This is a genomic window from Amycolatopsis sp. NPDC021455 (assembly GCF_040640995.1).
Lineage (GTDB): Bacteria > Actinomycetota > Actinomycetes > Mycobacteriales > Pseudonocardiaceae > Amycolatopsis.
Window position 1 is genome coordinate 1 of sequence record NZ_JBFACT010000042.1, and the last position, 24,759, is coordinate 24,759.

The 24,759-nt window shown below is 73.7% G+C and carries 25 protein-coding genes; 11 read left to right on the forward strand and 14 right to left on the reverse strand.

Annotated elements, in window-relative coordinates; translation table 11 throughout:
- Positions 1 to 445 precede the first annotated feature (445 nt).
- Both AB0G28_RS33200 and AB0G28_RS33205 read right to left on the reverse strand, forming a co-directional pair.
- On the reverse strand, positions 446 to 1,261 hold the full coding sequence (locus AB0G28_RS33200; RefSeq protein ID WP_361098185.1) for an endo alpha-1,4 polygalactosaminidase: 816 nt from the start codon (positions 1,259 to 1,261) through the stop codon (positions 446 to 448).
- 91 nt (positions 1,262 to 1,352) lie between these two features.
- Complete coding sequence (locus tag AB0G28_RS33205; RefSeq protein WP_361098188.1) at positions 1,353 to 2,159, reverse strand: DeoR/GlpR family DNA-binding transcription regulator; 807 nt, start codon at positions 2,157 to 2,159, stop codon at positions 1,353 to 1,355.
- Between the two features lie 126 nt (positions 2,160 to 2,285).
- Between AB0G28_RS33205 and AB0G28_RS33210 the strand changes: the two genes are divergently transcribed.
- The 5 genes from AB0G28_RS33210 to AB0G28_RS33230 are packed head-to-tail and all read left to right on the forward strand — an operon-like array spanning position 2,286 to position 7,036.
- Complete coding sequence (locus AB0G28_RS33210) at positions 2,286 to 3,419, forward strand: SIS domain-containing protein (protein WP_361098191.1); 1,134 nt, start codon at positions 2,286 to 2,288, stop codon at positions 3,417 to 3,419.
- A gap of 1 nt (position 3,420) precedes the next feature.
- On the forward strand, positions 3,421 to 4,377 hold the full coding sequence (locus AB0G28_RS33215; RefSeq protein ID WP_361098194.1) for a BadF/BadG/BcrA/BcrD ATPase family protein: 957 nt from the start codon (positions 3,421 to 3,423) through the stop codon (positions 4,375 to 4,377).
- A 9-nt stretch (positions 4,378 to 4,386) separates the two neighbouring features.
- Positions 4,387 to 5,289 (forward strand): DMT family transporter, encoded by a 903-nt coding sequence (locus AB0G28_RS33220; RefSeq protein ID WP_361098197.1) that lies wholly within the window; start codon positions 4,387 to 4,389, stop codon positions 5,287 to 5,289.
- The gene (locus tag AB0G28_RS33225) at positions 5,286 to 6,215 is read left to right on the forward strand and encodes a PfkB family carbohydrate kinase (RefSeq protein WP_361098200.1); all 930 of its coding nucleotides are present in this window, start codon (positions 5,286 to 5,288) and stop codon (positions 6,213 to 6,215) included. The genes AB0G28_RS33220 and AB0G28_RS33225 overlap by 4 nt, the downstream gene beginning before the upstream one ends.
- Positions 6,212 to 7,036, forward strand: coding sequence for a class II fructose-bisphosphate aldolase (locus AB0G28_RS33230; RefSeq protein WP_361098203.1), 825 nt, complete (start codon positions 6,212 to 6,214; stop codon positions 7,034 to 7,036). Before AB0G28_RS33225 ends, AB0G28_RS33230 begins: the two co-directional genes overlap by 4 nt.
- A gap of 176 nt (positions 7,037 to 7,212) precedes the next feature.
- Here AB0G28_RS33230 and AB0G28_RS33235 read toward each other — a convergent pair whose 3' ends face one another.
- On the reverse strand, positions 7,213 to 8,094 hold the full coding sequence (locus tag AB0G28_RS33235) for a LysR family transcriptional regulator (RefSeq protein WP_361098206.1): 882 nt from the start codon (positions 8,092 to 8,094) through the stop codon (positions 7,213 to 7,215).
- A gap of 92 nt (positions 8,095 to 8,186) precedes the next feature.
- Between AB0G28_RS33235 and AB0G28_RS33240 the strand changes: the two genes are divergently transcribed.
- The gene (locus tag AB0G28_RS33240; protein WP_361098209.1) at positions 8,187 to 9,032 is read left to right on the forward strand and encodes a TIGR03620 family F420-dependent LLM class oxidoreductase; all 846 of its coding nucleotides are present in this window, start codon (positions 8,187 to 8,189) and stop codon (positions 9,030 to 9,032) included.
- Between the two features lie 251 nt (positions 9,033 to 9,283).
- The gene (locus AB0G28_RS33245; protein WP_361098212.1) at positions 9,284 to 10,612 is read left to right on the forward strand and encodes an MFS transporter; all 1,329 of its coding nucleotides are present in this window, start codon (positions 9,284 to 9,286) and stop codon (positions 10,610 to 10,612) included.
- 3 nt (positions 10,613 to 10,615) lie between these two features.
- Here the strand turns inward: AB0G28_RS33245 and AB0G28_RS33250 are convergent, their stop codons facing one another.
- The 8 genes from AB0G28_RS33250 to AB0G28_RS33285 are packed head-to-tail and all read right to left on the reverse strand — an operon-like array spanning position 10,616 to position 18,272.
- Positions 10,616 to 11,839 carry an NAD(P)/FAD-dependent oxidoreductase gene (locus AB0G28_RS33250; RefSeq protein WP_361098215.1) on the reverse strand — a complete coding sequence of 408 codons (1,224 nt, stop codon included), beginning with the start codon at positions 11,837 to 11,839 and terminating at the stop codon, positions 10,616 to 10,618.
- Positions 11,836 to 13,332 carry an FAD-dependent oxidoreductase gene (locus AB0G28_RS33255; protein WP_361098411.1) on the reverse strand — a complete coding sequence of 499 codons (1,497 nt, stop codon included), beginning with the start codon at positions 13,330 to 13,332 and terminating at the stop codon, positions 11,836 to 11,838. The genes AB0G28_RS33250 and AB0G28_RS33255 overlap by 4 nt, the downstream gene beginning before the upstream one ends.
- 20 nt (positions 13,333 to 13,352) lie before the next feature.
- Entirely contained in the window at positions 13,353 to 14,084 is a 732-nt protein-coding gene (locus AB0G28_RS33260) for a class I SAM-dependent methyltransferase (protein ID WP_361098218.1), read from the reverse strand.
- Positions 14,081 to 14,401, reverse strand: a complete 321-nt coding sequence (locus AB0G28_RS33265; protein WP_361098221.1) for a lycopene cyclase domain-containing protein — start codon at positions 14,399 to 14,401, stop codon at positions 14,081 to 14,083. Before AB0G28_RS33265 ends, AB0G28_RS33260 begins: the two co-directional genes overlap by 4 nt.
- Positions 14,398 to 14,739: a lycopene cyclase domain-containing protein gene (locus tag AB0G28_RS33270; RefSeq protein ID WP_361098224.1), complete on the reverse strand. Its 342-nt coding sequence runs from the start codon at positions 14,737 to 14,739 to the stop codon at positions 14,398 to 14,400. The genes AB0G28_RS33265 and AB0G28_RS33270 overlap by 4 nt, the downstream gene beginning before the upstream one ends.
- 1 nt (position 14,740) lies before the next feature.
- Entirely contained in the window at positions 14,741 to 15,703 is a 963-nt protein-coding gene (locus tag AB0G28_RS33275) for a phytoene/squalene synthase family protein (RefSeq protein WP_361098227.1), read from the reverse strand.
- The gene (gene crtI / locus AB0G28_RS33280) at positions 15,700 to 17,175 is read right to left on the reverse strand and encodes a phytoene desaturase family protein (RefSeq protein WP_361098230.1); all 1,476 of its coding nucleotides are present in this window, start codon (positions 17,173 to 17,175) and stop codon (positions 15,700 to 15,702) included. The genes AB0G28_RS33275 and crtI overlap by 4 nt, the downstream gene beginning before the upstream one ends.
- Positions 17,172 to 18,272, reverse strand: coding sequence for a polyprenyl synthetase family protein (locus AB0G28_RS33285; RefSeq protein ID WP_361098233.1), 1,101 nt, complete (start codon positions 18,270 to 18,272; stop codon positions 17,172 to 17,174). Before AB0G28_RS33285 ends, crtI begins: the two co-directional genes overlap by 4 nt.
- Before the next feature lie 138 nt (positions 18,273 to 18,410).
- Here AB0G28_RS33285 and AB0G28_RS33290 point away from each other — a divergent pair, with 138 nt between their 5' ends.
- Positions 18,411 to 19,271, forward strand: a complete 861-nt coding sequence (locus AB0G28_RS33290; protein ID WP_361098236.1) for a MerR family transcriptional regulator — start codon at positions 18,411 to 18,413, stop codon at positions 19,269 to 19,271.
- 10 nt (positions 19,272 to 19,281) lie between these two features.
- Entirely contained in the window at positions 19,282 to 20,295 is a 1,014-nt protein-coding gene (locus tag AB0G28_RS33295; protein ID WP_361098239.1) for a DUF5914 domain-containing protein, read from the forward strand.
- Positions 20,296 to 20,399: 104 nt separating this feature from the next.
- On the opposite strand, the gene AB0G28_RS33300 is transcribed toward AB0G28_RS33295, so the two are convergent.
- The 3 genes from AB0G28_RS33300 to AB0G28_RS33310 are packed head-to-tail and all read right to left on the reverse strand — an operon-like array spanning position 20,400 to position 23,556.
- Positions 20,400 to 21,485 carry a serine hydrolase domain-containing protein gene (locus AB0G28_RS33300; RefSeq protein WP_361098242.1) on the reverse strand — a complete coding sequence of 362 codons (1,086 nt, stop codon included), beginning with the start codon at positions 21,483 to 21,485 and terminating at the stop codon, positions 20,400 to 20,402.
- A 41-nt stretch (positions 21,486 to 21,526) separates the two neighbouring features.
- Complete coding sequence (locus AB0G28_RS33305; RefSeq protein ID WP_361098245.1) at positions 21,527 to 22,942, reverse strand: amidase; 1,416 nt, start codon at positions 22,940 to 22,942, stop codon at positions 21,527 to 21,529.
- A 14-nt stretch (positions 22,943 to 22,956) separates the two neighbouring features.
- Complete coding sequence (locus AB0G28_RS33310; RefSeq protein WP_361098248.1) at positions 22,957 to 23,556, reverse strand: TetR/AcrR family transcriptional regulator; 600 nt, start codon at positions 23,554 to 23,556, stop codon at positions 22,957 to 22,959.
- 80 nt (positions 23,557 to 23,636) lie between these two features.
- On the opposite strand from AB0G28_RS33310, the gene AB0G28_RS33315 reads away from it, so the two are divergent.
- Together AB0G28_RS33315 and AB0G28_RS33320 are read left to right on the forward strand one after the other, a co-directional pair.
- Entirely contained in the window at positions 23,637 to 24,002 is a 366-nt protein-coding gene (locus AB0G28_RS33315; protein WP_361098251.1) for a DUF1330 domain-containing protein, read from the forward strand.
- Positions 24,002 to 24,754, forward strand: coding sequence for an alpha/beta fold hydrolase (locus tag AB0G28_RS33320; RefSeq protein WP_361098254.1), 753 nt, complete (start codon positions 24,002 to 24,004; stop codon positions 24,752 to 24,754). The genes AB0G28_RS33315 and AB0G28_RS33320 overlap by 1 nt, the downstream gene beginning before the upstream one ends.
- Positions 24,755 to 24,759 lie beyond the last annotated feature (5 nt).

Sequence of the window (24,759 nt, forward strand, 5' to 3'; positions counted from 1 at the left end):
GCGGCCAGCACCTCCAGGACCTGGATCCGGATCGGGTGGGCGAGGCACTTGAAGAGATCGGCTTTGATCCGGTAGAGCGGCTCGGTCGTGCGGGAACGGGCGGGCATCGGCACCTCCTGGTTTGATGACTCTATCAATCCATCAATCCGTGAGGGCGGCGGGTGCCTCCGCGCGGTGCGGCAGTTGCCTTCCGGCTTCCGGAACGACGGCGGCCACCAGCGCCAATGGTCACTGTGGACGATCCGGGACGAACGTGCCCGCCGCCCCGGCGCCGGCATCTCCACGGGCCGGCCTCGGGGCGCCCGCCCCTGACTGCAGCTTTCACGTGAAAGCTAACCGGAGTGAGCACTCCAGCTCGCTTTCACGTGAAAGCTGCGGGTCGCTGTGCGCGGTTTCCAGGTGGGTCTCGTCCCGTTCCCCGGAGAAAGCACAGCAGGGCCGGAGGTCAGCAGGTCTTGCGGACGTACCCGCTCGTTCCCTGCGGCACCACGTACAGGTCACGCCGGACCATGCTGATCTTGCTCTTCCACTCCGGGCAGCCCTTGCTCATGCCCGAGGCGGTGTACTCGACGTCGACCACCCGGTTGTTGAACGGGCCGGCGTAGTCGCCGCACTCCTCGTACTCGCCGCATTCCTCGGTGACGGCGAAGTCGAGGCCGTTGGCCACGCGGTTCCCGGCCAGTTCCGGCGTGTTCTTCTGGGCGATGGCGAGGTTCTTGCCGTGCGCGTAGGCGGACAGGAGCTTGATGTACTCCTGCGCGTGCGTGGTGGTGAGCAGGTTCTTGGACCTGCTGTAGCTGTCGAAGTTGTCCGGCTCGATCGCCTGGTAGCCCTTCGAGGCGCACGTGTCGATCCAGCCGGAGACCTTGGCGGCGACCCGGGTGCGCTTGTCCGCGGTGCGCAGGTCGAGCAGGGTCTCCTTCCAGTCCGGGTCGACGACCTTGTTGCCGTTGGAATCGCGGAGCAGCAGGTCGCTCTGCCAGTCGCCGTCGTGGCCTTCCTGAGCCTGGAAAGCGTTGAGGTAGCAGATGTTGTACTTGCCGCTCGCCGGTGCCGCCGAAACGTCGCGGCTGACGATCTGCACGCCCGAGGGCGGGGTGTAGGCGCCGCCGATCTGGTAGTCGAACCCGGCGGCGAGCGGTGGCAGGGTGACCGCGGCCGAAGCCGGTGCGGCCACCGCCGTGAGGGTGCCGACGGCGAGCGCGCCCGCCGCCGTGAACGAAGCGAATCGCTTGCCGTGGACGGGGAGAAAACGCTTCATACGGACTCCATCATCGTCGGGGGCTGTCGTCGGCGAAAGGTAGGGAGAACACCCACCGCGGTCAACGAAACGCGCATTCGCGATGAGCGTTTCACCGGTCCTTCGCGGAGACGGTTTCGACCACGGTGACCCGGACGCCGGCCCGGCGGATCGCCGCGACCGCACCGGGCGCGGCGGAGGAGTCGGTGATGACCTCGTGCACGTCGTGGATGTCGCCCATGCGGGCGAGGGTGGTCCGCCCGAGCTTGCTGCCGTCGGCCAGCACCACCACGCGCTGGGCGCGGCCGAGCATCGCGCGGTTGGTCCGCGCCTCGTTCTCGTCGTGCGTGGTGATGCCCGCCGCCGCGTCGATGCCGTCCACGCCGACGAACGCCGTGCCGATGCTGATCGACGCCAGCACGTGCTCGGCCCAGGGGCCGACCAGCTCGTAGGACTGGGGCCGGGCGACACCACCGACGACGACCAGTTTCAGCCGGGGGTGCAGGGCGAGCTCCATCGCGATGTTCAACGCGTTCGTGACCACGGTCAGGTCCGCCCGGCCCGGCAGCTCCCTGGCGAGCTCGCTCGTGGTGGAGCCGCCGGTGAGGGCGATGACGTGCGGCCCGGTCGCCAGCGTGCGGATCGCCGCGCGCACGATGGCGCGTTTCGCGTCCCGGGACCGGCTTTCCCGGTACGGCGGCGGCACCTCGTTCGTGCGCCCCCGGGGCCGCGCGCCGCCGTGGGTGCGGGTCAGCAGCCGCTGTTCCTCCAGTTTGGCCAGATCGCGCCGCAGCGTGGCGGAGGAGACGCCGAAGCGGGCGCTGAGCTCACCCACGTGCAGCGAGCCGGTGTCCGCGAGCACCCGCAACAGCTCCGAGAGCCGTTCGGCCCGGGTGGTGTGCCGTTTCCGCGTGGACATGGGCCGAGCCTACGACAGCCGGCGAAACGCTCAATCCGAATGCGCATTTGGACACCGGACCTTGCCTCCGCGCACGGGCGCGGATGACTCTCCGGGAGTACGTCCCGGAAATCGGAGGCAGCACCTATGAGCAGGAGCGGGGAGTGGTCCGGCGACAGCCGGACCGCGCGGGAGATCCGGCAGCAACCCGCCAGCTGGGTCCAGGTGGCGCGGGTGGTGCGGCAGGCCCGGCCGGAGATCGGAGAACTGGCCCTCGCCGATGCCCGCTTCAGGATCCTGCTGACCGGTGCGGGCACTTCGGCGTTCATCGGCGAGGTCGTGGCCCGCGACCTCGCACGCCACCTCGGCCGGCCGGTCGAGGCGATCGCGACCACGGAGATCGTCGCCGACCCGGCTGCCGTGGTCGTGGACGACCGGCCGATCGTGCTGGTGTCCTTCGCGCGCAGCGGCAACAGCCCCGAGTCCGTCGCCGCGGCGGACCTGCTGGCCCGGCTGGCTCCCGAACTGCGGCACCTGGTGATCACCTGTGACCCGGAAGGGGAGCTGGCCCGGCGGTGGTCCGGTGCCGGGAACGCCGTCGTGGTGGCCCTCCCGGACGAGGTCAACGACCGCGGCTTCGCGATGACCTCCTCGTTCACCGGGATGGCGCTGGCGGCGCTGCTCGCCTTCGGCTTGGACGTCGACGTCGACGCGCTGGCCCGCGCCGGGTCCACTGTGCTCGATGGCGCCGCGGAGCACGCGTCGGCGATTTCCGGCGCCAAGCCGGCCCGCCTGGTGTTCCTGGGCTCCGGCCCGCTGCACGGGCTGGCCCGGGAGGCCGCGCTGAAGTGCCTGGAGCTGACCCGGGGTGAGGTGGTCGGCATCGCCGATTCCGCGCTGGGCTTCCGGCACGGCCCGAAGTCGGTGCTCGACGAGCGCACGATCGCCGTGGTCTTCCTGTCCACCGATCCGCACGCGCGGCGGTACGACGGGGACATCGCGCGCGAGCTGGTGCGGTCACTCGGCGAAGAACGGGTGGTCGTGGTGGGCGGGAACGACGCCGACGAGTTCGCCGGCGCGCGGATCTGGCCCGTGCCCTCGCCTCCTGGCCTCCCCGTGGCCGGTTACGCGCTGCTCGCCGTGATCGCGGCGCAGACCACGGCTCTCGCGTGCTCGCTCGCGCTGGGCATCACCCCCGACAACCCGTTCCCCGGCGGGGAAGTGAACCGCGTCGTGCAGGGCGTGGTCATCCACGAGTTCGATCCCGCGGAGGTGAGCTGAGGTGTTCCTCGGTGTCGACGGTGGCGGGACGAAGACGGCGTTCTGCCTGGTCGGGTTCGACGGCCAGGTCGTCGCGGAGGCCAGGACCGCGAGCGTGTACTACCTGAGCGAAGGCCTGCGGATCGTGGAACCCCTGCTGCGGCAGGGGATCGGCGAAGTCTGCGACGCCGCGGGCATTTCGGTCTCGGACATCACGTACGGCTTCTTCGGCCTGCCCGCCTACGGGGAGATCAGCGCCGACGTGCCGGTGCTCGACGCCATCCCCGCCCGGATCCTCGGCACGGGCGGCTACCGCTGCGGCAACGACATGATCTGCGGCTGGGCCGGCTCGCTGGGGGCGGTCGACGGCATCAACGTCGTCGCCGGCACCGGCTCGATCGCCTACGGCGAACGCGAAGGCCGGCAGTGGCGCGGGGGTGGCTGGAGCGAGCTGTTCGGTGACGAAGGCTCCGGCTACTGGGTGGCGATCCAGGGCCTGAACGCCTTCAGCCGGATGGTCGACGGGCGGCTGCCCACCGGGCCGCTGGCCGGGGAGATGCGGCAGGCGCTCGGCCTCGCCGTCGACTTCGACGCGATCGACGTCGTCGTGAACCAGTGGCAGGGCGACCGGGGCCGCATCGCGTCCCTGAGCAAGGTCGTGGCCCGGGCCGCGGACGCCGGCGACGCGGTCGCGACCGGGGTGTTGCGAGAGGCCGGGCGTGAGCTCGCCCTCCTCGTGGACGTCGGCCGGACAGCTCTCGGATTCGAAGCCGCCCAACGGGTTCCGGTGTCGTACTCCGGCGGCATGTTCGGTTCGGCACCCGTGCTGGCGTCGTTCCGCGACGCGCTCTCCCTCGAGTACGACCTCCGTGAGCCACTGCTGGAACCGCACATCGGCGCCGCGCTCTACGCGGCACGCCTGCACGGACACCCGCTGCGGGCCGAGCAAGTCCACTCGACCGCGTCCCTGCACCGCTGAGGAGCCGAGATGACCGGGACAGAGGTATCCCGCCGGGTGAACAGCTGGATCCCGTACGCGGGACTGCTGGTGGTTTTCTGGGGCGTGTGGGGGGCCATTTCCAGCCTGCCCACCAAGCTCTACGCCTATCCCGACCCGATGGTGTACGTGGTCTGGGCCCTGACCATGCTGGTGCCCGCGTGGTTTTCGCTGCGCGGCAGGAAGTTCGACCGCGGCCGGGTCGCCGCCGGGTACGGGCTGCTGATCGGGCTCACCGGCGCGGGCGGGCAGCTGGTGCTGTTCAAGGCCCTCACGATCGGGCCGGCCTACGTGATCTTCCCGATCGTCGCGCTGTCGCCCGCCGTCACGGTGCTGCTGGCGTTCGTCGCGTTGCGGGAACGGCTCGGCGGGTGGTCGTGGGCGGGCGTGCTGCTCGCCCTCGTCGCCGTCGTGCTGTTCTCCGTGTCCACAGGGGACGGCGGGGACAGCGGGTGGCTCTACCTCGTGCTGGCCGTTCTGGTCTGCGTGGCGTGGGGTGTGCAGGCGTTCTTCATGCGCAAGGCCGCGCTCGCCGGGGTGGACGACGCTTCGACGTTCGGCTGGATGACCGTCAGCGGGCTGCTGCTGATCCCGGTCGCCGTGCTGATGATGGGCGGGCTGCCGCTGGCGTTCCCGTGGCAGGCACCCGCGCTGACCGCGGGTACCCAGCTGCTCAACTCGGTCGGCGCGCTGTTCCTCGTGATGGCGATGAGCCGGGGCAAGGCCTCGATCGTGGCACCGGTGACCAACGCCCTCGCCCCGGTGCTGACGATCGGCCTGTCGCTGCTGTTCTTCGGCGCCGCGCCCACCGGGTTCCAGGTCGCGGGCATCGTGCTGGCCCTGGCCGGATCGACGCTGATGGTCTACCGCGCGGAGAAGAGCGGCGAGTCGTGACACGCCGGATCCTCACGGTCACCCTCAACCCCGCCATCGACGTGACCTACCGGGTGGACGTGCTGCGCCCGGGGGAGACCGTGCGGGTGCCGGACGTCCGGTCGCGCGCCGGCGGCAAGGGGGTCAACGTCGCGGCCGTGGTCCGCCGGCTGGGTGGCGAGAGCCTGGTGCTGGCGCTGACCACCACCCGGACGCCGGACGAGTTCCGGGACGGCCTGGACGGGCTGGGGCTCGCGCACCGGCTCGTCCCCGCGCTGCCGGCGGTGCGGCGGACCGTGGCCGTGGTGACTCGTGCGGACGGCACGACGATGTTGCAGGAGAACGGTTTTCCGGCCGGCGAGACGGCGGAAGCGGGCATCTTCGCCGCCCTCCGCGCCGAGCTGTCGGCCGGCGCGGGAGCCGTCGTGATCTCGGGCAGCGTGCCCGAGGGGCTGGGCGCCGACGTCCCCGCCAGGCTGGTCCGGCTGTGCGGACGGCACGACGTGCCGGTCATCGCCGACGTCTCCGGCGCGGCGCTGCGCGAGGCCGCCGGGAGCGGCGCGGTGCTCATGCCGAACGAGGACGAGCTGAAGGAACTGGCCGGATCCGGAGCCGAAGCCTGCCAGGACCTCGTGGCCGCGGGAGCGCCGGCCGTCGTGGCCACCGCCGGCCCGGACGGCGCGACCGCCGTGACGGCCCGAGGTGCCTGGCGCGCCCGGCCCGCCGAGGTGGTCACCGGCAACCCGGCCGGCGCCGGCGACGCGGCGGCCGCGGCGCTGGCGGTGCACCTGAGCGCCGGTGGAGTGTCCGAAGTGGACTGGCCGGTCGCGCTCGCGGACGTGGTCGCGACGTCGGCGGCCGCGGTCCTGCGGCCGGTCGCCGGCGAGATCGACGTCGCGGCCAGGGAACGGTGGATTCGAGCGGTGGAAGTGGAGAGGATCCGATGAACTGGGCCGGCCTGCTGGACGACCTGCGAACGCAGCGGCGCGCGATCGGGGCGTTCAACGCGATCCTGATCGAGCACGCCGAAGCCGTCGTGGCCGGCGCGGAGCGCAGCGGGCTCCCGGTGATCCTGCAGATCTCGCAGAACGCGGTGCGCTATCACGGTGCGCTGGCGCCGTTCGCGCTCGCCTGCCTGCGGCTGGCGGAGAGCGCGACCGTGCCCGTCCTGGTGCACCTCGACCACGTCGAGGACGAGGAGCTGATCCGCGAGGGGCTCGACCTGGGCATCAAGTCCGTCATGTTCGACGCGGCCGCGTTGCCCTACGCCGAGAACGTGGCCAGGACGCGAGCCGTCGTCGAACGCTGCCACGCCGCGAGCTGCCGCGTCGAGGCGGAGCTGGGCGAGATCGGCGGCAAGGACGGCGCCCACGCCCCCGGCGTGCGCACGGACCCGGACGAGGCCCGCGAGTTCGTCGCGGCCACCGGCGTGGACTCGCTCGCGGTGGCCGTCGGATCGTCGCACGCCATGGCCGACCGCAGCGCGGTGCTCGACGAATCGCTGATCGCCGCGCTCGCCCGCAGTGTTCCGGTGCCGCTGGTGCTGCACGGTTCCTCCGGCGTGACCGACGAAGGCCTGCGCGGCGCGGTGGCGAGCGGCATCGTCAAGGTCAACATCGGAACGCGGCTGAACCAGGTGCTCACGGCCGCGCTGCGCTCGACGCTGGGGGAGCAGGCGACGGTCACCGACCCCCGCCGCTACCTGGCCCCCGGGCGGGAGGCGGTGCGCGACGAGGTGGCCCGGCTGCTCACCCTGCTCGCGAAGTGAGCGGCCGGGGTACGGCCCGGGTCTCAAACGCCCCAATGTGGCGTTGGGTGCGTTGGACGCACCGAACGCCACATTGGGTGCGTTGGACGCACCCAATGCCACATTGGGGCGCTGGGGCCCGAGCGTCAAACTGCTCGCGACGCGCCCGGCGGAGCCAGAGCCGTCGCCGCCGTCCACTATGGATGGTGATCGGTCACCTCGTCGCGGAAGGCCGTCACCGCGCACTCGGCCGCGTTGCCCGCGTTTTCCGTGGCGACGACGAGGCTGCCGGCGATCGTGATCGCCGGTTCCAGGGGGATCGCCCGGACCCGGGTCGAGCGGATTTCGGCGACCTGGTCGGCGGGCAGCACCGTCCAGCTCCGGGGCTCCGAGCCGACTTCGACGATCGTGTCCTGGAGCGTGCCGGTCGGCCGGCCCGCCCTCGGGTGCAGTCCGGCGTCGTGCAGCGCCAGGACCACGGCGTCGTGCAGCGCCGGGTCGTGCCGGCGGGCGGGGACGCGCAGCGTGTCCTCGGCCAGTTCGGCGAGGCCGACGGCGGGCCGGCCCGCGGCCGGGTGGTGGCGGGAGACCACCGCGTACAGGCGTTCGGTCCAGGTCGGCAGCACCGTGAGCCCGGGCACCGAACGCACGCCACGGGTCAGCGCCAGGTCGAGCTCACCCTGCCGGAGTGCGTTGAGCCGGGCTTCGACGGGGAGGTCGACCAGCACCACGTCGAACTCCGGCGCCCGCTCGCGGAGGGCGTCGATCCCGCGTTCCAGGCGGGCGGTCATGCCGGCGGCGGTGCCGATGCGCATGGTGGTCATGACCTGCTTCGCCGCGGCCTCGACCTGGCTCGCGGCGGCGAGCGTGCTGCGGGCCGCGTCGAGCACCCGCTGCCCGGCCGCGGTGAGCCGGACCCGCCGGGGCGACCGGTCCAGCAACCGCACCCCGAGCTCCCGCTCCAGCCGGGCGATCTGCTGGCTGACGGCGGGTTGCGCGATGTGCAGCCGTTCGGCGGCCCGGCCGAAGTGCAGCTCGTCGGCGACCGTGACGAAATAGTGCAGTGCCCGCAACTCCACAGTGCCTCACCTCTCGACGATAAGGAAAGCTTATCGCAGCACGTAACGGTTGGATCTGGTTTGCCTCGCCGGCCGGTGCTGAAGTCGTGATCATGACAATCGAACTGGGCCCCCTCGGCGCCTACCTGACCGCTGCCGAGGCGACCGTGGCGCAGGCCGTCGCGCTGGAGGAAGCCGGATACGACGCGATCTGGCTGGCCGCGTCGCCGGCCGCCGATCTCCTCGCGGTGCAGCGGCTGCTCGAGGCCACCAGCCGGATCGTGGTCGGCACCAGCGTGCTCAACGTCTGGCAGGCCGACGCGGACGAGGTCGCGCGCTCCTACCACCGGATCGCGGGCGAGCACGCCGACCGGCTCTTCATCGGCATCGGCGCGGGCCACCGTGAAGTCGACGCCGGGTACACGTCCCCGGTGGCGAAGATCGCGAGCTACCTGGACACCCTGACCGCGGCCGGCGTCCCCGCCGACCGCGTGCTGCTGGCCGCGCTCGGACCCCGCATGCTCCGGCTGGCGGCCGACCGCGCCGCGGGCACGCTCACGCTCCAGGTGACCCCCGAACACACCCGCCGCGCCCGCGAGATCCTCGGCCCGGACAAGCTGGTGGTGCCCGGCCACGGCGTGGTGCTGGACACCGACGCAGAACGGGCCAGGGAGACCGGCCGCGCCGGCGTGCGGCCCATGCTGGGTATCGCCAACTACGCCGGCAACCTCCGGCGGATCGGCTACACCGACGAGGACCTCACCGACCCCTTCAGCGACCGGCTGATCGACGCGCTGGTGCTCCACGGCGACGCGACGACCATCGCGGCGGGCATCCAGGCGGAGATCGCGGCGGGAGCGAACCAAGTCGGCGTGCACGCCGTGGGCGAGGACCCGATCGGCGTCCTGCGCGCGGTTTCCCAGGCGGTGCGCGATCGGCAGGTCCTGCTGCACGGCTAGTGTTGCGCGTCCGAGGTTCGTTGACGGCGGCCCCGACTCAAGCGCCCCAATGTGGCGTTGGTTGCGTTGGGCGCACCGAATGCCACATTGGGTGCGTTGGGCGCACCGAACGCCACATTGGGGTGCATCGGCCCGAACGTCGAACAGCTTGCGACGCGCGGCACCAGCCGCGTCGGCTCGCACCGCTGGACGCGCCGTCGTGCGGAACCGCCGGTCCTCCCGGACGATGGGCACCGGAGGAGGCTGACCGGATGCGGGAACGCGGGGCTGTCCTGCTGCTGTGCCTGGCACAGTTCGTCGACGTCCTCGGCGTGACCGTCGCCGTGGTCGGGCTGCCGGAAATCGGGCGCGGGCTCGGTGGTTCCGGTGCCGCCACGCAGTGGGTCGTCAGCGGGTACGCCCTGCTGTTCGGCGGGTTCCTCGTCCCGGCGGGCCGGCTCGGCGACCGCTTCGGGCACCGGCGGACGTTCCTCGGCGGCGTGGCGGCCTTCGCCGTGGCCTCCCTTGCCGCCGGGCTGGCTCCCACGCTGCTCGTGGTGATCGTCGCGCGGGCCGCGCAGGGGCTCGCGGCCGCGTTCGTCGTGCCCTCGGCCTTCGCCCTGGTGCTGGCGCTCACCGAAGAGGGCCGCGAGCGGGTCCGGGCGGTGGGCTGGTGGACCGCGACGGCGGCGGCCGGCGGCGCCGCGGGGTTCCTGTGCGGCGGTGTGCTGGTGCAGGCCCTCGGCTGGCGGGCCGTGTTCCTGGTCAACGTGCCGATCTGCGTGCTCGTCCTGGTGCTCGCCCCGCGACGGCTCGCCGGCCGCGGCGACGGCGGTGGTCCCCGCGTCCCGCTGGACCTGCCGGGGGCGTCGCTCGTCACCTGCGGGCTCCTGGCCGGGATCGCGGGACTTTCCGGCGTGCTGCCGGTCGTGCTGGCGCCCGTGGCCGTCCTGCTGCTCGGCGCGTTCGTCCTCGTGGAGCTCAGGTCGCCGAACCCGCTGGTGCCGGGCCGGCTCGTGGGCTCGGCGCGATTCCGCTCCGCCCTGGTCGCGGCCTTCGCCCTGACCTGCGCGACGACCCCGGCGAGCGTCGCCGGGACGGCGTTCTTCCAGACTGCGCAAGGACTTCCGGCCGGCCTGACCGGCGTCCTGTTCGCCCCGTTCAGTGCCGGCGTGGTCGTGGGCGGCACCGCGGCGACGCGGCTGCTGGACCGGCGGCGGACCCGGCCGGTCGCCGCGGGCGGGTTCGGCGTCGTGGTGACCGCGTTGCTGCTGGGGACACTCGCGGTGGCCATGGGCTCGACGGTCCTGTTCACGGTGGCCTTGGCCGGGGCGGGCTTCGGGCTCGGTGCCGCGTCGGTCGCCGCGACCAGCGCGGGCACCGAGGTCGTCGGGGACGAGCACCGGGGGATCGCCTCGGGCCTGCTCAACACGGCTCCCCAGCTGGGCTCGGCGATCGGCACCGCCGTGGTCGGCGTGGTGGCGCTGAACACCGTCCCGCCGGAGCTGACCGCCGGCCTGCTCGTCGCGGCCGGGGTGGCGATCGCGGGCACCCTGGCCACCGCCGGGCTCGGCGACCGCGTCCCCCAGCCGAGGCCGTGAAACCTATCGGCCCAGATCGGCGAGGACGGCGCGAGCCGCCCGGCAGCCGGAGGCCAGGGCGCCTTGGATCGAGCTCGTGTCCCGGTGGTCCCCGCACACGTAAAGCCCTTCGCCCAGCCGGACTTCGCGGCGGATGTCGTGCGGGGGCGGCATGGCCGGCAGCCCGTGCGCGATCTCGTAGCGGGCCACCAGCGGCCAGCGGCTCGCGTCCGTGCGGTACATCCGCCCCAGCGCCCGGCGCACGACGTCCTCCGGCAGCGTGGTCAGCGCAGACGCGCTCACCAGCGCGGCACCGGGCGGCGCGTACGCCGGGCACACCTCACTGACCACACTCGTGTTCGCGACCGGCCCGCCGCGGGCGTCGACCACGATGACCGGTTCGCGCAACGGCGACCGCGGCGGCGCGAAGTACCACGTCGTCCCGCTGTTCCACTTCGGCTCCCCGGCACCGGCGAGCCGGGCGGCCGTGGAGCCGTCGGTCGCGACGACGACCGCGCGTGCCGTCCAGGTCTCTCCGCCGGCGGTGCGGACGCCGCCCGGCCGGACCTCCTCGACCGGCGTGTTCAGGTGAACGGCCGGCAGTGCCCGGGCCAGCTGCCGCGGCAGTTCGCCCATGCCGAAGGCGGGCAGCGACGGCGCCGAGCGCAGGAAGCTGCGCCACACCAGCTGGAAGAACCGCGAGGACGTCGTCAGCTCGCTCTCCAGGAACACGCCCGAGAGGAACGGGCGCAGCACGGTCTCCACCGCCCGCTCGGACAGCCCGGCGCGGCGCAGTTCGGCCAGCGTCGTGCGGTCGTCGCGGTCGAGGATCCCGCGGACCGGCCCCGCGGCGACGCGGGCGGACAGCGCTCCGAGCGCCGCCAGGTCCTTCGCCGAGAAATGGCGCCGGGCCATGATGTCGCGCACCGCCTTCGGCGTGTCGACCGGGTTGCCGAGCAGCGCGACGCGGTCGTCGCCGGCCACCCGCGCCGCGCGCCAGAACCGGCCCGGCCGCAGGGCGTCGACGTCCACCAGGCGCCGGATCGCCGGGTAGGCCGGGTTGAGGACCTGGAACCCGCGGTCGAGGCGGAAGCCGTCGACGACGTCGGTGCGCACCCGGCCGCCGACGTCGTCGGACGCCTCCAGCACCGCGCACGGCACGCCGGCCCGATGCAGCGTCACCGCGGCGGCCAGGCCGGCGAGGCCCGCGCCGGCGATGACGACGTCCGTCTCGTGCCGCCCGCTCACCGGCGGCCCGCCGCCAGCCGGTTCAGCAGGCCGATCCGGCCCCGGTTGGGCACCGAGCGCACCGGGTGCCCGGCGAGTCCCCAGCCCGCGAGGAGCGTGTTGGCGGCGGCCCAGCCGGTGGTGGCCGCGCGTTCCATCAGCGCGACCGGGAGGTCGATCCGCACGCCGTCGCCGGCGAGCGCCAGCGCCGGGTCCGGCGTTTCGACCGTCGGGCGGCGCGCGAAGTCGCCCAGCCCGAAGAGCGGACAATCCTCACGCCACAACGAGATCGAGCCGACGACGCGCGCGTCGAGGGTCTCGGGGTAGATCTCGTGCAGGCGTTCGTCCAGGGCCTTCTCGAGGCGATCCCCGGTCGTGGCCGCGTACGCGTGCAGCTCGACCACCGACCCGCCGGTGCGGGCGGCCCACCGCCGTGCCTCGCCCTCGTAGCGGTCGAGCAGGCTGATGTTGTCCAGCGGCGGCACGCTCCCGGTGCCCAGGAACGGCGGCCGGGCAGCGTCCACGGGCCGGTCGAGCCAGAGCCGGCGGACCAGGAACGGCGGTGCCGTGCGCAGCCCGGCGACGGCGGCTCGCCATTCCGCCGTGCCGGCCGTCGGGGAAGCGGCGACGATCTCGCGCAGTCCCGGGACGTCGCAGGCGAGCACGACGGCGTCGAACCGCTCGGTGCGGTCCGTGGTCGTGACCGCGAAGCCGCCGGGAATGCGTTCGAGCGACGCCACCGCGGTGCCGGTCCGGATGCTCACCCGGCGATCGCCGAGGTAGCCGGCCAGGGGGTCCCACAGCGCCTGGGGGAACGGCTCGGCCGGCACGTCGAACACGAGACCTTCGCTGGAGCCCAGGAAGTACAGGTGGAACATGGTCGCCAGCTCCGCCGCGGACAGCTCCCGGGGATCGGCGAAGAAGCTCCGGGAGAAGACCTCGAACGCCAGGTGCTTCGCGGCCTCCGGGAAGTTGATCGCTTCCAGGAAGCTCGCCGCGTCGACGTCGTCGAGCCGGTGGTAGGTCTCGGGGACGCTGACGGTCGCCAGCGGCAGCGCGCCGCGGCCGTTGATGCGCACCAGGTCCTGCGGGGTGAAGGTCGGGCTGCGCCAGGCGAAGGCGAGCGCGTTCCACGGCGGGGTCCGGGGGAGACCGGCGAAGGTGTCCGTGCGCCCCTGGGCGTCCAGCAGCGGGTAGTCGGCCAGCGGGGTCAGCCGGTCCAGCCGGGGATCGGTGCGCGTGAGCAGCGACCGCAGGTTGTAGTACTGGCGGAAGAAGGCGTGGAAGCCACGGCTCATCGTGACCCCGGTGCCGTCCGGCAGCCGGTCGCCCCAGCCGCCGACCCGCCCGCCGAGGTGGTCCTCGCGCTCGAACAGCGTCACGGTGACGCCGCGCTCGGCCAGCCCGGTCGCCGCGGTGAGACCCGCGATGCCCCCGCCGACGACCGCCGCGGCCGGGCGCCTGCCGAGCAGCCCGGCGTCGGGAAGGCCCGCGGGGGCGGGCCGGGTGACCATCCGGGGGTCGGTGCCGGGGGTCACGGGTCCTCCTTCGGGTTCGTGCCGAGAACGGTGTGGACGACGCCGCGCTGCCAGCCGGGCATCGACGCGGTCCGGACGTCGGTGAACCCGGCGTCGGAGAGCCGGTGGCAGAGCGCGGCGAGCCCGTCGAACTCCAGCACGCTGCGACGCAGGTGGCGGTACAGCGTCGCGTCGCCGGTGGTGACCTTCCCGAGCGGGATGATCACGCCCGCGCAGACGGCGTTCCACACCCACCGGGCCCGCCGCGAGTCGCGCACGGAGTACTCGTGCACCACGATGCGGCCACCCGGGCGCAGCAACCCGCGCAGCCGCCGCAGCTGCCGGGTCGGCTCGGTGACGTTGCGCAGCAGGTACGCCGCCAGGATCGCGTCGAAGGGCCCCCGGATCCCGCTCAGCTCCTCGACGGGCGTGTGCACGAACTCGACGCCGTCCGGCCACTCCTTCGCGCGGGCCCGCGCGAGCATCTCCGCCGAGGCGTCGAAGGCGATGACCCGCGCCCCGGGGACGGCGGACAGCAGCGCGGCCGTCGACGCGCCGGTGCCGCAGCCGGCGTCCAGCAGCCGCAGACCCGGGACGCCCTCGGGCAGACCCAGCCGCCGCGCCGACAGGCGAAGGTGGTCGTGGTAGCCGGGGTTCGCGCCGACCAGCCGGTCGTACCAGCGGGCTTCGGTGTCGAAGGCCGCCGGGACGCGGCCGCGGGGCAGCCCGTCCTTCGCCATCGCGCTCATGACCGCTCCTCGCGGGGCTTGGCCCGTTCCCACCCCAGCAGCACGGCGGTCACCAGGGCGAAGCCGAAGAGGAAGTCCTCGACCGGGATGTCCCACGGGAACCGCCAGCCCGTGATGTGCTCGGGGGCGTACCGGACGATCGGGTCGGAGAGCTTGGTCAACCAGCCGTCCACCGGGATCTGGAAGGCGGTCACCACCGCGATCGTGACCCAGTAGCCGGGACGGCGGAACAACCCCGTGCGCAGCAGGAAGACCTCGAGGAGGACGACGACGGCCACCGCGGCGGCCGCCGGCACGGTGTAGCCCCAGGGAATCACCGGTGGGCCTCCTGCCGGACCCACCGCCGGACCACCACGCGCGTCAGCTCGACCATCTCGTAGGTCAGCACGCCGCAGATCGGGATCACCGCGAAGAACAGGACCTCCTCCAGTGGCACGGCGAAGGGCGCCCGGATCCCGGTGACGTGGCCGGGCGCGAAGTCCCAGACCCCGGCGGCGATCGCCAGCGCGTCCCACCCGAGGAACACCAGCGCCACCGGCAGCACCGCGCGCGCCAGCCGCCGCGGCTGCCGGTAGACGCGCGCGCCGGCGAACTCCAGCGGCAGCGTGACGAGGACACAAGCGGCCAGCACCACGAGGTATTCCGCCTTGCCCACGTCAGCTCACCGCCACCGGAAGCGCCGGGGCCGGGTGCCGCCGCCGGGCCCACTGGGTGCGTGCGAGCGCTCCGCACGCGACGGCCAGCCGCCGCCCGCGGGACACGGTGGCGCGGCCGGCGAAGACGTCGTGGCCGGCGTCTTCGATCCGGTCGAGGATCCGCCCGTACAAGGCCGCCGCGGTGGCCACGCACGGGCGGGAAACCGGGTGCAGCATCGCGATCCCCGGCCGGGCCTCGGCGTACACCCGGCGGGTCACGGCGATCTGCTCCCGGATCGCCGCCCGGACGGGCTCGTCCGCCCGCCCGTGCCGGGCACACCACGCAAGCCGCTCGCGGTCCACGCTGTGCGCGGCCAGCTCGTCGGTCGGCAGGTAGACGCGCCCGCGTGCCAGGTCCTCGGCGACGTCGCGCAGGAAGTTGGTCAGCTGGAACGCCTTTCCGAGCGCGGCGGCCCGCGGTCCGGCCTCGTCGCGGGGCGCGACCGTGCCGAGCACCGGCAGCACCTGCAGCCCGATCACCTCGGCCGAGCCGTGCACGTAGCCGTCGAGATCGGCGCGGGTGGCGTAACCCGTGACGGTGAGGTCCATCCGCATCGACGTGAAGAAGGCCCGGAAGTACGCCTCGGGCAACGCGTAGCGGGAGGCCGTGTCGATCACGGCTGTCAGCAGCGGGTCGTCGCTCGCGCCCGCGTCGAGATCGGTGCGGAAGCGCGCCTCGACGTGGTGCAGGCGCCGGGCGAGCGATTCGGGAGTGGCACCCGCGCCGGGCTCGTCGACGATGTCGTCGAGCCACCGGGCGAAACCGTAGAGCGCGTGGACGGCCGGCCGTTGCGCCGGGGTCAGCATCCGCGTCGCGAGGAAGTACGTCCGGCCGTGCCGCGCGTTGAGCTCGCGGCACCACGTGTAGGCCGAGCGCAGACCCGGTTCGCGGATGCCGGCGGCGTCGAGTTCGCGGCGGGTCATCGCTGCCCTCCGGTGATCCGGTCCGCGGCGAGCCTGCCGGAGATCAGCACGGTCGGCACGCCCACACCGGGGACCGTCGCGCCGCCGGCCAGGACGACGTTGTCCGTCCCGCGGGGGAGGTTCCGCGGCCGGAACGGTCCGGTTTGGACGAACGAGTGCGCGTAGCTGAACGGCGTTCCGGCGACCAGGCCGCGGGCCGCCCAGTCGGCCGGGCCGATCACGTGCGTGAACTCCGGTTCGAAGCCGGGCAGGAGCCGGTCACGGGCCACTTCGAGGACCTCCTCGGCGTAGGGCCCCGACTCGGTGGCCCAGTCCATCGGGCCGCGGTCGAGGTTGGGCACCGGGGCGAGCACGGAGTAGAGCTGACGCCCCGGCGGTGCGAGCCCGGGATCGGTCGCGGTCGGCCGCGTGACGAGCAGCGAGGGATCGCTCATCCGCCGTCCCCGGGTGATCAGCTCGTCGAACGTGGACCGCCAGCCGTGCCCGAAGGAGATCGTGTGGTGCGCGATCTCCTGCCGCGTGGCCGGCCCCCCGGCGTGCACGACCAGCGCCGACGGCGCGGCCCGCAGCGGCACCGGCCGACGCGGGCGCCGCCCGAGCAGCCGGTGGCTCTCCGGCAGTTCGGTCGTGAGGACGACGGCGTCGCACGGATAGCGGGCACCGGAGGCCGTGCGGACGGCCGTGACCCGGCTGCCCCGGCGTTCCAGAGCCCGCACGGCGTCGCCGTAGCCGAACTTCACCCCGGCGCCGGCCGCGACGCGTTCCAATGCCCGGGGCAGGGCCGCGATGCCCCCGGCCGGGAAGTACACGCCCCCGACGGTGTCCATGTACGAGATGACCGCGTACAGGGCCAGCGCCCGCATCGGGGACTCGCCCGCGTAGAGCGCTTGGAAGGTGAACACCCGTTTCAGCCGCTCGTCGGCCAGGAACCGGCCGACCTGGCCGTCCAGCCGCCGGAACCCGCCCAGCGCCACCAGCCGGGCCAGTTCCGGCCGGAGCATGCCGAGCGGGGAGTCGATGTTCGCGTCGACGAACCGGCCGAACTCGACGCGGTACAGCTTCGTGAGCCAGTCGCGCAGGCGGAGATAACCCGCGGCCTCGGCCGGGCCGGCGAAGTCCCGGACCGCGTCGGTCATCGCGTCCGCGCCGGTGTGCACGGGCAGCGTGCTGCCGTCGGCGAACCGCGCGACATACGCCGGATCGAGCCGGGTCAGCGGCAGTTCGCCGGCGAGCTCGGCGCCCACCGCGGCGAAGGTGTCGCGCAGGATCGAGGGCATGGTGAGCACGGTCGGGCCGGTGTCGAGCAGGTAACCGTGGCGCTCGACGCGCCCCGCGCGGCCACCCGGGCCCGGGTCGCGTTCGAGGACGGTGACCTCCCGGCCGCGTCCGGCGAGGTGTGCCGCCGCGGCCAGGCCGGCCAGGCCCGCTCCCACGACGACGACGCGGTCCGACGGCCCGGGCACCGTCTTCATCGGTCGCGCTCGGTGCACCGGGCCGCGAGCGCGGCGAGCAGGTCGGCGGCGTGGCGGGGGACCACCGCCGGGTCGATCGCCGCGAGCGCCTTGCCGGCCCGTTCGGCGATCAGCTCGCCCATGCGGTCCCGCGCACCGGTCGCCACGATCAGCTGCTGCCACCGCGCGACAGCGTCGTCGCCGACGGCGGGGAGTGCGAGCAGCTCGGCGAGCTCGGCCTGCTGACGGCGGCCGGCCATCGCGGCGGCGAGCACGACCACGCTGGACGCCTTGCGGTCACGCAGGTCCTGGCCGGCGGGCTTGCCCGTGACGGCCGGATCGCCGAACGCGCCGAGCAGGTCGTCGCGGAACTGGAACGCCTCACCCAGCAGGCCGCCGTACTCGGCGAGCCTGGCCAGCAACTCAGGGCCGCACCCGGCCAGCGCCGCCCCGAACTCCAGCGGCCGCCGGACGGTGTAGTTGCCGGACTTGCGGCGCAGGACGTCGAGCAGGGTGTCCCAGCTGGGCAGGGCGCGCGCGTCGTTGACCAGGTCGGCGAGCTGGCCGGCGGCCAGCTCGGCGCGCATCACGTCGTAGTGCCGCCAGCCCCGCGCCAGCTGGGCCGCGGCCAGCCCGCTTTCGCGCAGCAGCTGCTCGGACCACACCAGGAAGAGGTCCCCGAAGAGGATCGCCGCCGACTCGCCGAACCGGGCCGCCGATCCGGCCCAGCCCTGCTCCTCGTGCCACCGGGTGAACCGGACGTGCAGAGCCGGGCGGCCCCGCCGCAGCGGCGAGCCGTCCATCACGTCGTCCTGGACGAGGGCGAAGCAGTGCAGCAGTTCCAGGGCGGCCGCCGCGCGCACCGCGGCGGGGGAATCCGGCTGCCCGCACCGCCACCCGACACAGGCGAACAGCGGGCGGAGACCTTTTCCGCCCGCGACGAACTCGGGGAGCGCCGTTTCCGCGAGCGCGCCTTCGCTGCGTCCGGAAAAGTGCTCCGCCGCCCGCGCGCTCACGAAGGCGTGCGCTTCGGCCATGCAGTGGCGGCCCACGGTGTCCAGCCACCCGGCGGCCGCCTCGTCGGCGGAGGCCACCCCCGCCGTCATGATCGCTGTCATCCGCCGCCCTCCCGGTCGCCAGCTATTCGATGCGCAACCGTTTCACATGAGGGGTAGCTTGTCCACCTGACCGGGGTGATACCGCCCAATCACCTTGACAAACTGTGAACTGGGTCACAATAGGGGAGCGTGGTGCCGATGGAACGCTCGTGGCCGCCCGGCAAGGTCGCCGAGCTGCTGGGCGTCTCCCCGGTGACGCTGCGCACCTGGGCCGCGCGCTATCGCGTCGGCGCGTCGCTGCGGGACGACGGCAGGCATCGGCGGTACTCCGACGCGGATGTCCGCCGCTTGCAGCACATGCGCCGGCTCATCGACGGGGGCATGCGCGCCCGTGAGGCCGCCGCGGCCGCGTTCTCGGGCGCGGTCCCCGAGATCTCTCCGGTCGAGCGCACCGACGAGCTCGAGCGGGCGGCGGAGGGGTACGACTACGGGACGCTGGCCGCCCTGCTGGACGAAACACTCGAGGCGCTCGGGCCCGGCGGGGCGTGGACCGAGGTGCTCGTTCCCGTCCTGCGCCACCTCGGCGACCGCTGGGTGCGCGGCGATGCCTGCTTCGCGTCCGAGTGGGTGCTGACCGGCGAGATCTCGCTCGCGCTGCAGCGGTGCGCCGCCCGGTTCGCGACCGCCCCGCCCGGCCGCGGGGTGCTGCTGGCGTGCTGCCCCGGCGAACGCCACGGCCTGCCGATGGAGGTGCTGCGCGCGGCGCTGGCGGAGGCCGGGATCCCGGCTGTCCACATGGGACAGATGGTGCCCGCCGAGACGACGGTCGCCGGCGCGGCCGAGCTCGACCCGGTGGTGGTGTTCCTGTGGTCGATGTCCGTCACCACCGCCGACGAGCCGCTCGTCCGCCGGCTGCGGCACCGCGGGTTCGACGTCGTCATGGCGGGGCCGGGCTGGGAGGCCCTGGCCGGACGGCGCTCCTGGGTCGACGACCTGTCCGCCGCGCTGGAGCTGGCCACCGAACGCCTGAAGCGTTGCACAACCGCTCCGCATGCTTGAGGATGGGGGCGTGGACTTCAAGCGGCAGCTGATCGGGCGCTGGCCGGAACGGTGGCCGGTGCGGCCGTTCCGCGAGCCGGCCTGGGCCCGGCAGGAACCCACCTACGCGGAGTGCGGCCCGGCGCTGATCGAAGCGGCGGTCAAACGGGCCGGTGCCCGCCCCTCGGGCAACTGGTTCGTCTTCGCGGCCGCCCGGGAAGTCCGCGCCGACCGGCCGGCCGGTGTGCGGGTGGCGGGCCGCGAGCTGGTCGCGTGGCGCGGACCCGGCGGCGAGCTGCGGGTCGGCCCGGGCGCGTGCCCGCACCTCGGCGCGCCGCTGGAGCAGGCCCGGGTGCACTGCGGCGAGCTGGTCTGCCGGTGGCACGGCCTGCGCGTGGGCGGTGACCGTCCCGGGTGGTCGGCGCTGCCGTCGTACGACGACGGGGTGCTGGCGTGGGTCCGCCTCGACGGGCCCGGCGGTGAACCGCCGACCGAGCGCCCGGCGGTGCCGGTGCGCCCGCGCGGCACGACCGTCGACGCGGTCGCGACGCTCACCGGGGTCTGCGAGCCGGAAGACGTCGTCGCCAACCGCCTCGACCCGTGGCACGGCGCGTGGTTCCACCCGTATTCGTTCGCCCGCCTGCGGGTGCGGTCGGCACCGCGGGGCATCGACGTCGCGGAGGCGGACGACCGGTTCGTCGTGGAGGTGACGTTCCGGCTGGCGGGAAAGCTCGGCGTGCCGGTGGTGGCGGAGTTCACCTGCCCCGGCCCGCGCACGGTGCTGATGACCATTGTGGACGGTGAGGGCACCGGCAGCGTGGTGGAGACGCACGCGACCCCGCTCGGCCCAGGCAAGGACGGCCACCCGCGCACAGCGGTGATCGAGGCGACGATAGCCGCGTCGGGCCGGCCGGGGTTCGCGGCAGCGGCCAGGCTGGCACCGGTCGTGCGGCCGTTGATGCGCCGCGCGGCGGCCCGCCTCTGGCGCGACGACCTCGCGTACGCCGAACGCCGCTATGCGCTGCGCACGGACCACCTGCCCTGAGGGCCGAGCCGGATGTCTTGAACGACTCGTTCCTGTCGTCCGACGACAGGAACGAGTCGTTCAAGACATCGCGACGGTCCCGCCAGCCGAGCGTCACCATCCCCTCAGCGCAGGTTCCCCAGCCCTTCGTAAGCGGCCATCACGATGCCCAGCCCGCGATCGTCCCCCAGCGGTCCCTGCTCCACCATCTGGTTCATCACATACGCCACCGTCAGGTGCGTGTCGAGGTCGGTCGTGACGATCGAACCTCCCCAGCCGCCCCACGAACACGTCCGGCCCTGCACCGCGTAGCCCATTCCGTAGCGGATTCGCGCGCCCAGGACCTCGTCCTCGCCGGCGAACTGCTCCTCCAGCGCCCGCTCGCAGCCGGCCGGGGACAGCAGCCGCACGCCGCGTGCCTCGCCGCCGCAGGCGAGGATCGACTGCACCGCCGCGACCGATCTCGCGTTGCCGAATCCGTTCGCCGACGGGACTTCCGCGCGCCGCCACGCTTCGGTGTTGGCGATTTCGGCGGCGAGCGGCGGGTTTCCCGGGCCGCGCGCCACGATCTCCGGTGCGCGGGTCGTGGCCGGGATGACCGGGGCGACCCGGTCGTCGTGTTCGGCGGGCAACCCGATGTGGAAGTCGGCGCCCAGCGGCCCGGCGACCTCTTCGGCGAAGAACGCGCCGAGGCTGCGGCCGGTGATCCGGTGGACGACCTCGCCGATCAGGTACCCCTGCGTGACCGCGTGGTAGCCGCCCACCACGCCGGGCTCCGAGCTCGGCGCCTGCTCGGCCAGCAGCCTCGTCGCGGTCGCCCAGTCGTAGAGCTGCTCCGGCCGCAGCGGCTCCTGCCACGTCGGCAGGCCCGACGTGTGGCCGAGCACGTGCCGCACCAGCACCTTTTCCTTGCCCGCGGCCGCGAACTCGGGCCAGTACCGCGCGACCGGCGCGTCGAGATCGAGCTCGCCGCGATCGGCGAGGATCAACGCGCACAGCGCGGCCATCGTCTTCGTGGTCGAGAAGACACACGTGATCGTGTCCCGCTCCCACGGCTGCGTCCGCTCCGCGTCGGCGTACCCGCCCCAGAGGTCGACGACCGGCTCGCCGTCGAGGTAGACCGCGACCGACGCTCCGACGTCCAGGGACGCCTCCAACGCCGCACGCACCGCTTCGAACCGTTCGTCACACGTCCCCCGCGTCTGGGCCATGGGCGGTACCTAACCCCACTTCCCCGCGAGCACCAACAGGTTTATTCCGCCCGCGACGGCGGCCGCCGGCCGCGGACCGGGCTCACCGCCTCCAGCGCGGCGCCCAGCCGCAGCGCGGTCGCCTCGTCGTACCAACGGGAAACGAGCTGGACGCCGATCGGCAGGCCACCGCCGTCCGCGCCGAACGGCAACGACAGGGCCGGCAGCCCGGTCAGGTTGAACGGGACGGTGGCGCGCATGATCCCGCGCGCCGGCACGGTCACGCCCGAAACCAAGAACTTCGATCGGGCGTGCGGCGGCGCCGGAATCGGGCAGACCGGGCACAGCAGCGCGTCGAAGCGCTCGAAGTACCCGGCGAACAGCGAACTCAGGGCTTCGACCTGCCGCTGGGCGTCGAGGTAATCGGCCAGGGTGACGTCCGCGGCGGCCAGCGTCCGCTGGAGGACCGGGTGCAGCTCTCCTTCGCGGCCGCCGGCGACCTCGCGGAAGAACGGGACGACTTCGGCGGTGAACAGCACCGCGCTCAGCAGGGTCGCGTCGACCGCGGCCAGGCCGTCCAGCGGCGCGGGCTCGACCACGCAGCCCAGCTCTCGCAGCGCCTCGGCGGCCGCGGTCACGGTGGCCGTCACCGCCGGGTCGATCGGGCCGAACGCGGGCTCGGCCGCCCAGCCGATCCGCGGGCCCGCCGGCCCGCCCGGCCGGTCCGCGTGCGGCGGCGAGTGGCGGACGTACCCGTCGGCGCCGTCGGGGCCGGCGAGGATCCGGAACGCCGCCGCGATGTCCCGGACACTGCGGGCCATCGGCCCGACGTGCCAGTAGCGGCGCGGGACTTCGGGCCAGTGCCCGGTGACCGGGATGCGGCCGCGGGTCGCCTTCAACGCGACGATGCCGGTGTCGTGGGCCGGCCCGCGCACGGAGATGGCGACGTCGCTGCCCAGCCCGAGCGGGGACATCCCGGCGGCGATCGCGGCCGACTCGCCGCCGCTGGAGCCGCCGGGCGTCCGCTCGGCGTCCCACGGGTTGCGGGTCGTGCCCACGAGCAGGTTGGCCGTCTCGGTCCAGTAGGAGAACTCCGGCAGGCTCGTCTTGGCCAGCGGAATCGCGCCGGCCGCCCGCAACCGGGCCACCGCGGTCGCGTCCGAGGGGGCGACGCGGTCCCGGAACAGCGCCGAGCCGCGCGTGGTCACCACCCCGGCCACGTCGAGGGAATCCTTGACGGTGAACGGAACCCCGTGGAACGCACCCGCCGTCCGGCCCGCCGCGAGCGCCTCGTCGGCGGCGCGGGCGGCCGCGAGTGCCTGCTCGGCCGGCACCGTGATCACGGCGTTGAGGTCCGAGTTCACCGCCTCGATGCGCTCGAGGTGCGCCCGCACCACCTCGACCGAGGACACCTGCCCGCCGCGGATGAGCGCCGCCAGCGCGGTGGCGTCCGAGCCGGTGATTTCCTGATCCGGCACGCGTTCTCCGTCCGTCATCGGCGCAGGGCCCGCTCCCAGTGGGCGGTCACGCCGCGGCGCAGCCGTCCGGTGTCGACACTGCCCGGGTCGAGCAGCCGTTGCAGGGCGATCCCGCGCAGCTGCCCGACGATGGCGACCGCGGTGTCGGCCGGGCTGACGCCGGGGTCGACGGTACCGTCCGCGATGCCGGCCTCGACGTCTTCGGCGAGGTCGGCGCGGAAGGCGGCGTCCCGCTCGCGGAAGATCGAGGCCAGTTCCGGCTGGGTGGCGGACTCGGCCCACAGCAGCAGGAAAGCCTGGTTGAACACCCCGATCCGGCCGAGCTCGGCCAGGTAGCCGTCGATCAGCCGGAGCAGGCGGTCGAGGCTGGGCGGCAGATTTTCGAGGCCGGGGACGAACCCCGCCTGCGTGGCGCGCGCGAGCCGTTCGACGAGCGCCTGCTTGGCGCCGAAGTGGTGGGTGACGATGCCGCGGCTGTAGCCGGCGCGTTCGCCGACGTTGGCGAGCGTCAGCGCCCGTACGCCCTGCTCGACGACCAGTTCGGCGGCGGCGGTCAGCAACGCGGATTCCGCCTGGTCGCGGCGTTCCCGCTGGGTGCGGCGTGCGGTCGTCATGAGCAGAGCCTAGCAAAAGTAACTTGCGTGTCGACCAACAAGTATGTGTAGGCTGGCGGCACCAACTCCAGGAGGTTCCGATGATCGAGATCGACGACCGTGCCCTCGACACCCTGCTCGCCGACGACCCGGGCGGCCCGGTGGTGATGCTCAACCTGCTGCGGTTCCGCCCGGACGGCGGCCGCGAGAGCTACCGGCGCTACGCGGAGGCGCTCGGCCCGCTCAACGCCCGGTACAGACTCGAGGTGGAATACCTCGGCGACGGCGGCCGGGCGCTGGTCGCCGAGGAGGGGCAGGCCTGGGACATGGTCGTGCTGGTCCGCTACCCGGACCGGCGGGCGTTCGCCGGCATGATCCGCGACCCCGAGTACCAGGCCGTCACCCACCTCCGCACCGAAGCGCTGGTGGAGTCGGTCCTGCAGCCGACCACGCCGGGCGTGCTCTGATGCCCGCGGTCTTCGTCCACGGCAACCCCGAGACCGCGGCGGTCTGGGAGCCGTTGCTGGCCGAGCTGGCCAACGTCCGGTCCGACGTGGTCTGCCTGTCCCCGCCGGGCTTCGGCGCGCCGCTGCCGGCCGGGTTCGGCGCCACCCACGCGGACTACCGGGACTGGCTCGCCGGCGAGCTGGCCGCGTTCGGCGAGCCGGTGGACCTGGTGGGCCACGACGTGGGCGGCGGGCACGTGGTGAACGTGGTGCTGAGCCGGCCGGAGCTCGTCCGCAGCTGGGTCAGCGACGTGCTCGGGATCTACGACCCCGGGTACGAGTGGCACGAGCTGGCCCGCCGCTGGCAGACCCCGGGCGTCGGCGAGGCCGATGTCGCGGCCCGGTTCGGCGGCACGGCCGAGGAGCGCACGGCGGTCCTCGTGGAGCGGGGGATGGGCCGTCAGGTCGCGGCGCGCGTCGCGGCGGGCCAGGACGAGGCGATGGGCCGCGCGGTCCTGACCCTGTACCGATCGGCCGCCGAAGCCGGCACTCCCGGTTTGGGAATCCCGCTCGAGCGCGCGGCGGCCCGTCCGGGCCTGGCCATCCTCGCCACGGCGGACCACGTCGTGGGTACCGAAGAGCAACGCCGCCGTGCCGCCGCCCGCGCGGGGGCCCGGGTCGCCGTCCTCGACGGCCTCGGTCACTGGTGGATGACCGACGACCCGGCTCCCGGCGCGGCGGCGCTGACGTCGTTCTGGGCGACGCTGTCCTGAGCAGG

Coding starts and splice junctions, on each gene's coding strand:
- AB0G28_RS33240 (WP_361098209.1), top strand. CDS start 8,187: ATGACAATCGAACTGGGCCCCCTCGGCGCCTACCTGACCGCTGCCGAG.
- AB0G28_RS33310 (WP_361098248.1), bottom strand. CDS start 23,556: ATGACGACCGCACGCCGCACCCAGCGGGAACGCCGCGACCAGGCGGAA.
- AB0G28_RS33220 (WP_361098197.1), top strand. CDS start 4,387: ATGACCGGGACAGAGGTATCCCGCCGGGTGAACAGCTGGATCCCGTAC.
- AB0G28_RS33255 (WP_361098411.1), bottom strand. CDS start 13,332: ATGGTCACCCGGCCCGCCCCCGCGGGCCTTCCCGACGCCGGGCTGCTC.
- AB0G28_RS33315 (WP_361098251.1), top strand. CDS start 23,637: ATGATCGAGATCGACGACCGTGCCCTCGACACCCTGCTCGCCGACGAC.
- AB0G28_RS33230 (WP_361098203.1), top strand. CDS start 6,212: ATGAACTGGGCCGGCCTGCTGGACGACCTGCGAACGCAGCGGCGCGCG.
- AB0G28_RS33320 (WP_361098254.1), top strand. CDS start 24,002: ATGCCCGCGGTCTTCGTCCACGGCAACCCCGAGACCGCGGCGGTCTGG.
- AB0G28_RS33290 (WP_361098236.1), top strand. CDS start 18,411: ATGGAACGCTCGTGGCCGCCCGGCAAGGTCGCCGAGCTGCTGGGCGTC.
- crtI (WP_361098230.1), bottom strand. CDS start 17,175: ATGAAGACGGTGCCCGGGCCGTCGGACCGCGTCGTCGTCGTGGGAGCG.
- AB0G28_RS33205 (WP_361098188.1), bottom strand. CDS start 2,159: ATGTCCACGCGGAAACGGCACACCACCCGGGCCGAACGGCTCTCGGAG.
- AB0G28_RS33210 (WP_361098191.1), top strand. CDS start 2,286: ATGAGCAGGAGCGGGGAGTGGTCCGGCGACAGCCGGACCGCGCGGGAG.
- AB0G28_RS33300 (WP_361098242.1), bottom strand. CDS start 21,485: ATGGCCCAGACGCGGGGGACGTGTGACGAACGGTTCGAAGCGGTGCGT.
- AB0G28_RS33200 (WP_361098185.1), bottom strand. CDS start 1,261: ATGAAGCGTTTTCTCCCCGTCCACGGCAAGCGATTCGCTTCGTTCACG.
- AB0G28_RS33285 (WP_361098233.1), bottom strand. CDS start 18,272: ATGACAGCGATCATGACGGCGGGGGTGGCCTCCGCCGACGAGGCGGCC.
- AB0G28_RS33275 (WP_361098227.1), bottom strand. CDS start 15,703: ATGACCCGCCGCGAACTCGACGCCGCCGGCATCCGCGAACCGGGTCTG.
- AB0G28_RS33260 (WP_361098218.1), bottom strand. CDS start 14,084: ATGAGCGCGATGGCGAAGGACGGGCTGCCCCGCGGCCGCGTCCCGGCG.
- AB0G28_RS33245 (WP_361098212.1), top strand. CDS start 9,284: ATGCGGGAACGCGGGGCTGTCCTGCTGCTGTGCCTGGCACAGTTCGTC.